Here is a 12405-nt window from a genome sequence, read left to right on the forward strand (position 1 = left end):
ACATTACACACACTCCATTTCTAATTTCTTTGGTCGGAGAGCAGACAAGGGACAGTGTAATGTCCTCTTTGTGTGCTCAGACATAAAAATGGTATATAAAAAGGAGTTTCGAGGCAAGATGCCTTTCAACTCCAAATATCGTAGCGCCACTTTTCACAGCTGGCATCAGCTGCAGCTGAAAAGGCTGCGCAGAATGATGTCACAAGCAAGCAACAAGCTGCGTTTGCTGCTACTGGTGCTCTGAATAGTGCTAAGTACAAGCTTGCAGCTGCTAACACTGTGGCTGCTAAGGCTGCAGCACAAAAGGAAGTCGACGTTGCGGCCAATGCCCAGAAAGCTGCCGTTGATGCTTATAATGCTGCACAAGCAGCATTCACTGCTGCAAAGTCAGCTGTGAAGAATGCTCAGACTACCGGGGCAAACGATCAGAAGTTTGGTGACACTGGTCACTACACCACGAAGAACAGTTCCGTAGCAACTCAGGACAATGACATTAAGTTTGGTGGCTCAGGTCACTACACCACAAAGAACAGTTCTGCGGCAACTCAGGACAACGACATTAAGTTTGGTGGCTCTGGCCATTACACCACAAAGAACAGTTCTGCGGCAACTCAGGACAACGACATCAAGTTTGGTGGCTCTGGCCATTACACAAATGTTCCAGCCATCGACACTAATGCCCCACTGTCACACCGTACCCGTCCTAGCTCCGCTGACGTAAACTTCTCGACTCAGTCTTCTGCTGAAGCTGAGAAGGCTGCTAATCTGTCACACCGTACTCGTGTAAACTCACAGGACGTCAACTTCTCGACCCGCGAATCCGAAGGCCGTCGTGAAGCAGCTTCTGTTCTTTCACACCGTACACGTCTTAACTCACAGGACTTCAACTTCTCCACGATTGCTTCTGACAACGCTGCTAAGGCAGCTGCTGACAAGGCTGCGGGGAGCAAGGATAACGGCGCTAAGGTAACACCAGTTGACAACAAGACAACCGGCACCAAGACAACTGGCGTTGCTACAAAGGCTTCTGCTTCTGCTGGTAAGGCTTCTCTGCCAAAGACCGGTGACAGCAACAATGTTGTTGCTGCTGGTGTTGGTGCCGTTGCCGTTCTCGGCGCATTGTTCGGCTTGGCCGGCGATCGTCGCAAGCGTGCTTAAGTTTTAAAATCTACAGCTTTTAGAGCTACTCAACCCTGAGTATCATCAGGTGCAGATTCATCAGATTCATACATCTATCACCCCTGATAGGTTGTGAGAAGACTCTCCGAGATTTCGGTCTCGGGGAGTTTTTGTGTTCCACGGTAATTGTGTTTCAGACGATGGCGGGCCCACCTCGCCTTGTTGAGTCATTGCGCGAATGGTTTTGGCTGCTGGTGATCATCAACAGGGAGTCACCAAATTTTTCGTGCTGAGTCGTATTTCTTGCGAGTGTGATTAACAGCCCTTAGAATTGGCAATTGGGTGGGGGAAGGGTTGTTAGTTCGCTACCTCAGCCCTTCCCGCCGCTCCGCTCAAAGGGGGTGATGATCACCGAAAACAAAGCGTCGGCTGCATCATCCAAGTGGCCGGCAATGAAACAAGCCAGTTGGCGTCCAGCTTGACTACTGTTGGATGTCACTTGTGGGTCTCACGGATTCGAGACCCACATCAAAATCTGTGTGCAGCCCATGAATGAGCAATTCCCCCAAGAATCGCTATTCATGCAAGAAGGACGTCCACGGCTTGTTTCACCATTCTGATCGGAGATACGAAGACCTTGACCGGCATCGGTACAATGCCGGTCAGGGTCTTTTTGTTTGGGAAGGATGTCTGGCTTGTCTGATGGTCTGAAGGGATTGTCAGCCGAAGCTCAGGAGTCAGAGATTTCGGGGCTGCGCGGCTGGCACAGCAGGTGGCTGGCTGACCGGACATGTGGTGATTGCGATCAACTCCCCAAGCGAGGGTGCCATGATCAACATCGATTGAAAGCGGCTAATCGTCACAGTAGCGGGGGCGTCTGCAAAATGTTTAGGGCCATTTCTGCGTTGACGGCGGAATCTCTTAACGGCCGAGTTGATGATGGGTGGTTGTCGGTTGAAGCCTGACTTCGGACAACAAGGGGGTGATTGTCAGTCGAATTGGCGGCCGAAAGCAGAATATTTGCGAAATGCGACGAAAAGATTGAAAAAGCCTGTTATTGGACAAAAATAACAGTTTTGTCCAGCCAACTCATGCGAGCGTAATCCGTTCATGGGTCCATGCTGAGTCAGACACTGAAGGAGCTTGAAGGAACGCTAAGGGTGAGAAAGCTAGCAGATCGTCACTGATTCGACACTCAGAAGTGTTTTAAAGGTGGTTGATTGTGGCACGGCGGGCAATATCAGGGAATTAGACGCTGGTTGACTTGGAACTAAGCGAGGTATGGCGATTGTTTAGACACAGGGAGTGGATAGCGGCTGTCGGTTGTGAAAGTAGCGCCCCTGAATGTTTGGCTCGGCCCGGGTTCCCAATCCTGATAGATTCCCACGGCGTGTGATCGCGCAACTTTGCGCCCGCTGAAGCTGGCCGACTGAGCGGCAAGAACAGGCAACTATCCTTGACGTTCTTTGTTCGCCGGAATTGATTTGCGCCTTGGTGAGATCTGTCCAGACGGGGGTAAAAATAACAGCTGAGGGAAACGTTATTTACTGAAAACGGCCTCGCCTGTTTTAGCTTGCTGGTATTATTTTACCCTGAATGGTGTACCATCACTTTCCGCTATTGCCTTTTTCCCAGGAAAGCGGTGATTGACCCTTGATTACTGTAATCCTTTATTCATCAGGTGCTTAGCGCTTTCACCCTAGCCTTTCAGAACGGTTTTGTGTAATGCTAATACCCCAATTTTTTCACCCCACTCTTCGTCAATTCTGATATTTGCCGCCGAAATATTTTCTGAAAATGTTCTTGCGCTTTTCTGCAAATCCCTGTATATTGGTCAGGTTGTCAAAAACACGGAAACAAATGGTTATCGGTTTTTCGAGTGAGTAGACAGGTTAATTGTTTCACGTGACCATTTGGGTCATATCGGAGTTGTAAGTCAGTAATAGCGGTAGGACGATCTCTGCTGGGAAAAGAAGAGAACGTCAGCATTTGACCGCGCATTATGTAGGAGACCGGGGGGCTTCCTGCAGGTTAGGGGAATCTTTTTGAAAATCAATATGAAATTCTTGTCTCTTGGTGCCGCTGTCGTGATTGCGGGGGGCTTTGGTGCGGTGAACATCGTGACCAATGCAAGCAATGGCGATGTGGTTGACGCGTTAGAGCTGTCGACTACTGGCCACGGCAAAAGTGCCGCAGCGAGTGCCAGTGCTCACAGGGCAATGCCTGCTTCCAGCAAGCAGGTCTCGGTCGCTGCAGCCAAGGACAAGAAGACGGCGCACCAGGCTGCAGCTAAGGCCGCTAGTGCTAAGGGTGCCAGTGCGAAGCCAGCGACCGTAAAGCCGGCGACGCCTAGCACCACTGCCGCCAAGCCAGTTGCGGCTGCTCAGTCGCATCCGGCTGCACCAGTGCGTCACGTCGCAGCCCCAGTCCAGCACACGGCGGCACCAACTGCCGCTCAAAGCGCTGCGGCCAAGGCGGCCAGTATTCGTGCCACCACTGGGGAAACCTATGTGGGGACGATTTCTGGGTTGGGCCATTCGACGGTCGTCGTTCAAGGCAGCCGCAGCCGCACGAAGGCGCCTGCGCAGGCCGGCATGGCTATGACCTGGGGTGGGGCAACTCACATGACCACCACGGATGGTTTGACCTCTGAGATCGCGGGCCACGCGAAGAGCAACACTTTTTCCTGGATCATGGGCCTCGGCATTGGCAGCCGCGTCTCTGTGACTGATGCCAATGGCCAGTCGCGGACTTACACGGTATACATGACCGATGACGTCAACGATGAGAGCTATTCCGTCAAGAACGGCGCAGACCGCTTGAACGCGATCCTCAGCCCGAACCAGGGCGAAGCCGTTGTCTTGCAGACCTGCATCTCACAGACGGTAAACCGGCTAGTCTGGGCCCACTAAGGACTTGGTCGACGCTGTCTCAAAACTCAAAATAGGATATGTTATCAGCCAACTTAAATCCCGTTAATGCTTACTCGCAAAAAACTCTTCGAGAATAACTTCTCGAGGAGTTTTTTGCTTTTACTAGATGTATGCGCCCGTGGAAAGGCGCTGGGCGGGCATCTGCGGATCGAGGCTGAGTTTGTGAAGAGCCTGAATTTGAAATATATTTGAGTCAGATATGCACATTACCTGACTTTTTCGGTGTTTGATTGTACAGTATAGGTTGAGTGTATGACAATTAGCGTCAACGACGAACAGTTGAACTAGGTGTGAGCTGCAGATGCGGTAATTGTGGTCGCTGTGGGGGGGCCGCTTGATGGAATCATCCTAGTCGGGATTATAGATAAGAGGGGAATGCAATGGGCAGAGCGATTGACATCACCGGTCAGCGGTTTGGCCGGCTGGTCGCCTTGCGAATGACGGGGCATTCGCAAAGTGGTAATGCGTTGTGGTTGTGTCAGTGTGACTGTGGCAATCAGATTGTGACGGATTCGAACCATCTGCGGCACGGACTGGTGAGAAGTTGTGGGTGTCTGCGGCGAGAGCGTTCCCGGGAGAATATCTTGACCAATCTGAAGACCTTATTCAGGATGAAGTTTGGGTCACCGACGCCTTACGACCCAGAGAAACCGATCCGCATGAATTCCCGCAACGTCTCCGGGGTGACCGGTGTCAGCTGGGATGCGGTCGCCAACCGCTGGTTCGCCCGGTTGATGGTGGGCGGAAAGCTGGTTTTGAACAAGGCCTTTGCGACCTTCGGCGACGCGGTTGCCGCGCGGCGGGCCGCGGAAGCCAGCTATCACGTTGCGCCGCGCAAGCCACGGCATTAGGCTGATAGGCCAAAAATTAGATTCGTGTGATTAGCTGATAAGAGAAAAATAATTTACTCTCCGGAACTCAAGCAGGCGAAATAAAGCTTGGGGGCTGGGGAGTTTTTGCTGGTATCAGTGAATTTATAGGCTGAGCGGGGATTGCATGCTTAATGGGACGTGAGGACAACGTTATTCGCATAATTTATTGATTGCGGCCAGGAATTTCTCATTCAGATGGAGAATTGATTATCCTGAGTGACCGGCCGCATTTTTATACTTACTTTTTCATGGTTTCAATCATCATTTCTCCCCGATATACTCATTGGGACAGGTGATGCAAAATAAAGACTGTCGTATATGCCTGTCAACAGAAGTATGACGCGACTTGTACCGACGAGTTATCACTTTATAGGGGGAATTTTGATGAAAAATCGTTCCAACACGCTGAAAGCCGCTCGTTCCAATAAGGCCTGGTTCGCCGCTGGGGTCGTTGCAGCTGGCTTGTTCAGCGTCTCTGCGATTGGGAGCACAACTGTCTCGGCTGCGACGCTTGCGCAAGCCTCTGCGGCAAATACGCTTGCGGCGCCGAACCAGACAGGTAAGGTCCAAGCCGACCTTGACGCTTACGCCAAGGGTATGCAGATTGGAAGGACTGGTGCGATCTCGCTCCCGGCCCACTTTACGAATGGTCAACGCGCCGACTACATTGAGGCCATCACGGCCGGGTTCAAGGCCGGCCAGCTGATGCACCAACACAAGCTGAACCACATTGACACGATTGCCGAGACGCCGAACAAGTCGACTCAGGCCTCAGATGACGCCGCAGCCAAGGCCAACAACGATGTCAATAATCAGAATCCGACCGATCCAACAGGTAAGGTCAGTGAAGATCTTGACGCTTACGCCAAGGGGATGCAGATCGGCAAGACTGGCGCGGCTTCTTTGCCGGCTCACTTTACCGATGGTCAGCGTGCCGACTACATTGAAGCAATCACTGCCGGGTTTAAGGCCGGCCAGCTGATGCACCAAAGCAAGCTGAACCACATTGACACGATTGCCGAGACACCAAACATGTCGACTCAGGCTTCAGATGACGCCGCAGCCAAGGCCAACAATGATGTCAATAATCAGAATCCGACCAACCCGACCGGCAAAACCGAGGAGGACCTTGATGCCTACAACAGAGGGCTGCAGATCGGCAAGACCGGCGCAGCCTCGCTGCCAGCCCATTTTACGGATGGAAAAAGCGCGGACTACATCGAAGCAATTAAAGCCGGGTTCAAGGCCGGCCAACTGATGCACCAAAGCAAGCTGAATCACATTGACACGATTGCCGAGACCCCGAACAAGTCGACAGAAGCCTCTAACGCGATGGAACCGGCGGTCAACAGCAATCTGAACAAGATGGAAAACCTGCCGAACCTGTCGACCTTAGCCTCTGAGAAGGCCCGTTCAGAAGCGGAAAAGAACGGCGAGGACGGGGCAGAGGAGCCTGATTTTCCGGCCGCGCTGATCATGCCAGCTGCGGACATCACCACGCCGCGGCCGACCCCTGCACCAAAGCCAGGTCAACAGTCTCGCCAACCAGGCAAGAAGACCGCAAGCCAGCGGGTTTTACCGCACACTGGCGAAGCGTCAAACGTGGCCGCTGCTGGGCTGGGCGTCTTCGCGACACTAGGGGCACTGTTGGGCCTGAGCGGGATTGGCCGCAAGCGCGCCTAACCGAAAGAATTTCATGGCCCTCAAGTGCTTTCAACTCTCTGACATGTCCGCTTCGGTGGGCATGTTTTTTGCTGTGAGGCGGGCCGCAAAAATATTGTAAAATATTAGCGAGAAAAATAGTTGACAGCGGTTTCATTGCGTGCAATACTAACTATGGATGACGAGTGGGTAGGGAAGGAACAACCCCATCAGCACTACTCGCCGACTACCGGGCGATCCGACCGTACCAGGGTTGACCCGGCATGCTGAGCCGCCAGCTGGTTGGCTATGAAGACCCTATTCGAATATAGGGGGTCCTTTCAGGACGCATGGCAGGATGCTGCTATCACTTTCCTAACTTAATAAAGAGACTCGAAGCGGCAACGCAACGGGGATAGCAGGCAGGGGCAACCCTGCAATAAAAAGCCACCGGGGCAACCACGGTGGCAGGGGACACCATTTCGAATAGAATGGTGTTCTTTGCGTGCCTTTTTTCGTCTGCGCCGCATTTGACCGCCAATCATTGATCAATTAATTAGGTCAGTTATGCCCGTTTTGAACTATATTCGGCATTTTGACTGTAAACTGATGATGATTAATGATCCAAGGAAGGGGCCCCATGATGAGTGCGCCATTAGACATTACTGGAGAACGTTATGGCCGGCTAGTCGTGCTTGAGCGAGCCGGGCATAGTTCAAATGGTAATCTGCACTGGCTGTGCCAGTGTGACTGCGGCAACCAGACGGTCGTGGATTCATATCGGCTGCGGCACGGCGGCGTGCGCAGTTGTGGATGCTTGCGCCGCGAACAGTCGCGGAAGAACATTCTGGCCAATCCCAAAACGGCGGCCAAGATGCGCCGTGGTGACGCCCACAAGAAGCGCATGGGCTAATGGCGGCCGCGCCTGATCCTCAGGCCCGTCAGCTAGACGCCCGAGAGGAAAAAGCAATTTAGCTCACTTCGAATCATGAGTTGAGCCGTTATTTTAGCATGTCCAGTCACCTGGCATGCTTTTTTTGGCGACGCAAAAGCCCCACTCGCATGACACGAGCAGGGCTGAGCGGACAAAAAAAGCGCCACATGGACGCGATTTTTAATTGGGATTAAACCCGGGTCACTTTACCTGACTTGAGGGCACGAGCTGAAACCCAAACGCGCTTCGGCTTGCCATCGATCAAGATGCGGACCTTCTGAAGATTGGCCTTCCAGGCACGACGGCTTGAGTTCAAAGCGTGTGAACGCTTGTTGCCAAAAGTCGTGTGACGGCCGGTAATGACGTCTTTTGCCATAACGAGGGACCTCCTTTGCAATCGCATGTTGCGATTTTTTTCACTCAACTAATTTATCATACGGCCGGGCCGAATACAAGGGCTAGCAAGGAAAATTACTTGACAGCTGCCGCCTTCCTTTCAAATAATGGGTTGCTATGCTAAACTATTTGGGAAATACCTAGTCAAATAGGAGGTTATCGCATGGCGGTAAAAATCAAGACCAAGTATGGCACCATCGATATTTCGAACAATGTCATCGCAACGGTCGTCGGCGGTGCAGCCACTGATATTTATGGCATCGTCGGCATGGCTTCGCGCAACCAGATCCGCGATAATTTGAATGATATTTTAAACCGGGAAAACTACGCCCGCGGGGTCGTCGTTCGCCAGGCGGACAACGGCGTCACGATTGAAGTCAACATCATCGTCGGTTACGGCACCAAGATCTCGGAGGTCTGCCGCAACGTCCAGGAGAAGGTCAAGTATAACCTGGAAACCATGCTCGGGGTCACCACTAATGAAGTGACGGTCATCGTGCAGGGCGTACGGGTGTTGGCTAACGACTAGCAGCGGCGCGAGGAGGACTGAACAGGTGGAAGTCACAGAAATTACAGCAGCGAAGTTCCAGGACATGATCCGCGTCGCTGCACATCGCATTAAACAAAACGCAGAATTCGTCAACTCACTGAACGTGTTCCCGGTGCCGGATGGCGACACGGGGACCAACATGACGCTGACCTTCCAAAGCGGTGCGAAGGCCGTGCTGGAAAGCGATAGTCAAAGCGTTGGCGAGTTGGCGCAGCATCTGGGCAAAGGGTTGCTCATGGGGGCACGGGGCAACTCAGGCGTCATTTCTTCGCAACTGTTCCGCGGGTTTGCCAAGAACGTCGAGAAAAAGTCGACGCTGTCAGCGCAGGACCTGGCGGATGCTTTTGCCGCCGGGGTCGAAACGGCGTACAAAGCCGTCATGAAGCCGGTCGAAGGGACGATTCTGACCGTTGCGCGTGAGGCGGCCAAGGCCGGCCTCAAGTCTGCGGCGTCAACTGATGATGCAGTCGTCGTGATGGCGGCTGTCACCAAGGCGGCCAAGCGCGCGCTGGCAAAAACGCCGGAGCTGCTGGCAGTGCTGAAGGAAGTCGGCGTCGTTGATTCCGGTGGCCAAGGGCTGGTCTTCTTATATGAAGGCTTCAGCGAAGGGCTCTCCGGCGAAGCGGCCGACGACGCCTATGTGCCGGACGAAGAAGAGATGGACGAAATGGTCAACGCCACGCACCACCAAGGCGCCCAAACCCAGCTCAATCCGGATGACATCGTCTATGGCTACTGCACGGAAATGATGGTCGAACTTGGCAAGGGGGATAACCCGAAGTCGTTTGACTATGAAGCCTTCCGCAATTACCTGAACACGCTGGGGGACTCCACCCTGGTCGTGGCCGATGACGAAGTGGTCAAGGTGCACGTGCACACGGAGCACCCGGGGACCGTTTTCCGTTACGGCCAGCAATACGGGACGTTGGCGAAGATCAAGGTCGACAACATGCGGCTTCAGCACGAGTCAATCATTGAGCGCGAAGAAGCGATTCAGCAGGACGACAAGCCGCAGCCGCTGGCAGAAATCGGCGTCGTCGCCATCGCGGCCGGCTCTGGGCTCGGCGACTTGTTCAAGAGTCTGGGCGTCACCACCGTGCTGAGCGGCGGGCAGACGATGAATCCAAGCACCAACGACATTTTGGACGCGATCACCAAGGCCCACGCCAAGAACGTGATCGTGCTGCCGGATAACTCTAATATTTTCATGGCAGCTGATGAGGCGGCCAAGGCGGCGGAGGTCAACGTGGCAATCGTCAAATCCAAGACGATCAACCAGGGGATGACCGCGATGCTCGGGTTCAACCCGGACGCGCCGCTGGCAGAAAACCAGGAGCAGATGACCGAAGAGCTCGCAAATGTGGTTTCCGGCTCGGTGACCCAGTCGATTCGCGACACGGTGATTGACGGCCTCGAAATTAAAAAGGATGACTGGATGGGCATCATTGATAACAAGATCAAGGTGTCCGAAAAGAATCGCCAGCAGGCGGCTATCGACATGATTGAAGCCATGCTGGACGAAGATTCCGAAATCATCACGCTGATCATCGGTGAGGACGGCAGCGGGGAAGAGGCCGACGCCATTTCCAAAGCCATCACAGAGGCGCACGAGGACCTGGAAGTCGAAATCCACGAAGGCGACCAACCCGTTTATCCATATTTGGTTTCAGTTGAGTAGTTTGATGCAGACCGGAGACCACGTCCGGTCTGTTTTTGTTCAAGGTGCAAAGGGTTCGCGCACTTAGGGGGACAGCTAGCCTAGCTCAAGGCATTGCCAGCGTCTTTTGCTGGCGAGGCCTTGAGCGTAGCTAGATGCTCCCCCGTTGCGAACCCGTGCCCGATTACGCCAAGCCGCAGCCCGATTCCGTCGCCTGTTCAGAAAGGAGGGAACCCCATGTCACTAACCGATCCAGTCACCGTCCTGCCCGGCGTTGGCCCCAAGCGTCAAGCAGCACTGGCCAGCTTAGGCCTGGAAACAGTCGGTGATGTGCTGTTTTATTTTCCCTTCCGTTACGATGATCTCCAGGTCAAAGATTTGGCTGAGGCGGCGGACCAAGAAAAGCTGACCATCAAGGGCGTCGTCGTGGCGCCGGCGGTGGTGGCCCGGTTTGGGGCGCACAAGAACCGGGTGAACGTGCGCTTGCAGGTCGACCGCAGCGTGGTGATGGTCACCTTCTTCAACCAGCCGTGGCTCAAGGACAAGTTTGAGCAGGGCAGCGAGGCGGCCATCTACGGCAAGTGGGACGCCAAGCGCCACACGATGACCGGGATGAAGGTGCTGGCTACGCAAACGCAGGACGCGCCATCGCTGGCCGGCATCTATCCGGTCAACAAGAACATTCGTCAAAGCACGCTGGTCCAGCTGGTCAAAGACGCCTGGGCGCGCGATGCCGACAACATTCAAGACGTCGTGCCCAGCGCGGTGCGGGCCAAGTTCAAGCTGATGTCGGACCGCGAAATCGTCCACGGCATGCATTTTCCCGATACACCGCTTGAGGCCAAGGCCGCCAGGCGCAGTGCCGTGTTCCGCGAATTTTTCCTGTTCGAAACCCAGATTCAAGCGCTGCGCGAGGATAACCAAGGTGAGGCCAACGGGCTGGCGATTCCTTACGACAACCAGGCACTGCGGGGGCTGATCAAGACGCTGCCGTTTGAGCTCACCACTGCCCAGAAGCGGGTGGTCAACGAGATCTGTGCTGACATGCGTTCGCCGCACCACATGAACCGCCTGCTGCAAGGCGACGTTGGGTCAGGGAAAACCATCGTGGCGGCCATCGTCATGTACGCCGCGGTCACGGCGCGCTACCAGGCGGCGCTAATGGTGCCGACCGAAGTGCTGGCCGAGCAGCATTACGCCAAGCTGACGAAGCTGTTCGCCGATTTTCCCGTCAAGATCTCGCTGCTGACCGGCGCGACAACCGTGGCGGCGCGCAAAACCATCAAGGCCGATCTGGCCAGTGGGGCGTCCGACATTGTCATTGGCACGCACGCGCTGATTCAAAAGGATGTCGACTTCGCGAACCTCGGGCTGGTCATCATCGACGAACAGCACCGCTTTGGGGTCAACCAGCGCAAAATTCTCCAAGAAAAGGGCCTGAAGCCGGATCTGCTGGCGATGACGGCCACGCCGATTCCCCGGACGCTGGCCATTACGGCGTACGGTGAAATGGACGTGTCCACAATCGACGAGCTGCCGGCAGGCCGCCAGCCGATCACGACCACCTGGGTCCGCAAGAATCAGCTGCGCGAGGCGCTTTCGCGAATCAGCACGGAACTTGCCGCTGGTCACCAGGTGTTTGCCATCACGCCGCTGATCGCCGAATCGGAGAAAATCGATCTGCAAAACGCCGAGCAGCTCTACGAGGATCTGAACAAGGCCTTTGGGGCCAAGTACCAGGTTGCACTGCTCCATGGTCAGATGAAAAACGACGAAAAAGATGACATTATGCGCCGCTTCAGTCAAAATGAGATTCAGGTGCTGGTGTCGACCACGGTCGTTGAAGTCGGGGTCGATGTGCCGAACGCGACGGTAATGATGATTTTTGATGCCGACCGGTTCGGGCTGGCCCAGCTGCATCAGCTGCGGGGCCGAGTCGGGCGAGGCAAGTCTGCCGCGTACTGTATTTTGGTGGCAGACCCGAAAAATGACGCTGGCGTTGAACGCATGACCGTCATGACGGAAACCACTGACGGCTTTAAGATCGCTGAAAAGGACTTGGAACTGCGCGGGTCGGGTGATATTTTCGGTGAGGCGCAAAGTGGGCTGCCGGAATTCAAGATCGCCGACCCGGTTGCGGACTACGCGACCTTGAATGCGGCGCAGCAAACGGCGGTGGGCCTGTTCAAGGCGGACCCGACGCTTTCGGCGCCCGAGTTTGCCCCGCTGCGCGCGTATCTGGCACGGCGCCAGCAGGCAGTCGGCAGCTTGGATTAAGAACAGTGTGAAGAGGAGATTAAAAC

10 protein-coding genes are annotated in these 12405 nt (G+C 54.5%); 9 read left to right on the plus strand and 1 reads right to left on the minus strand.

The features are described from left to right. The 6 genes from JUF21_RS06570 to JUF21_RS06595 form a co-directional block, all read left to right on the plus strand. Positions 1 to 244: hypothetical protein (locus tag JUF21_RS06570; RefSeq protein WP_203663595.1), on the plus strand; the 244-nt coding region annotated here is incomplete at its 5' end. A 35-nt stretch (positions 245 to 279) separates the two neighbouring features. Continuing rightward, positions 280 to 1158, plus strand: a complete 879-nt coding sequence (locus JUF21_RS06575) for an LPXTG cell wall anchor domain-containing protein (RefSeq protein ID WP_203663604.1) — start codon at positions 280 to 282, stop codon at positions 1156 to 1158. 2006 nt (positions 1159 to 3164) lie between these two features. Then, entirely contained in the window at positions 3165 to 4031 is an 867-nt protein-coding gene (locus JUF21_RS06580; RefSeq protein WP_203623737.1) for a sortase domain-bontaining protein, read from the plus strand. Between the two features lie 605 nt (positions 4032 to 4636). Next, positions 4637 to 4903: a hypothetical protein gene (locus JUF21_RS11930; protein ID WP_239061432.1), complete on the plus strand. Its 267-nt coding sequence runs from the start codon at positions 4637 to 4639 to the stop codon at positions 4901 to 4903. Positions 4904 to 5308: 405 nt separating this feature from the next. Next, positions 5309 to 6607 (plus strand): LPXTG cell wall anchor domain-containing protein, encoded by a 1299-nt coding sequence (locus JUF21_RS06590; protein ID WP_203663608.1) that lies wholly within the window; start codon positions 5309 to 5311, stop codon positions 6605 to 6607. 598 nt (positions 6608 to 7205) lie between these two features. Next, entirely contained in the window at positions 7206 to 7478 is a 273-nt protein-coding gene (locus tag JUF21_RS06595; protein WP_203623740.1) for a hypothetical protein, read from the plus strand. Between the two features lie 211 nt (positions 7479 to 7689). On the opposite strand, the gene rpmB is transcribed toward JUF21_RS06595, so the two are convergent. Further along, complete coding sequence (gene rpmB, locus JUF21_RS06600) at positions 7690 to 7875, minus strand: 50S ribosomal protein L28 (protein ID WP_054665539.1); 186 nt, start codon at positions 7873 to 7875, stop codon at positions 7690 to 7692. A gap of 183 nt (positions 7876 to 8058) precedes the next feature. Here rpmB and JUF21_RS06605 point away from each other — a divergent pair, with 183 nt between their 5' ends. From JUF21_RS06605 to recG, 3 genes are all read left to right on the plus strand, one after another. Continuing rightward, positions 8059 to 8424 (plus strand): Asp23/Gls24 family envelope stress response protein, encoded by a 366-nt coding sequence (locus JUF21_RS06605; RefSeq protein WP_054665536.1) that lies wholly within the window; start codon positions 8059 to 8061, stop codon positions 8422 to 8424. A 25-nt stretch (positions 8425 to 8449) separates the two neighbouring features. Next, positions 8450 to 10123, plus strand: a complete 1674-nt coding sequence (locus tag JUF21_RS06610; RefSeq protein WP_203623741.1) for a DAK2 domain-containing protein — start codon at positions 8450 to 8452, stop codon at positions 10121 to 10123. A gap of 216 nt (positions 10124 to 10339) precedes the next feature. Continuing rightward, a complete protein-coding gene (recG, locus tag JUF21_RS06615; protein ID WP_203623742.1) occupies positions 10340 to 12379 on the plus strand; it encodes an ATP-dependent DNA helicase RecG in 2040 nt (679 codons plus the stop codon). Positions 12380 to 12405 lie beyond the last annotated feature (26 nt).

This window comes from Lacticaseibacillus sp. 53-4, from assembly GCF_016861805.1.
GTDB lineage: Bacteria > Bacillota > Bacilli > Lactobacillales > Lactobacillaceae > Lacticaseibacillus.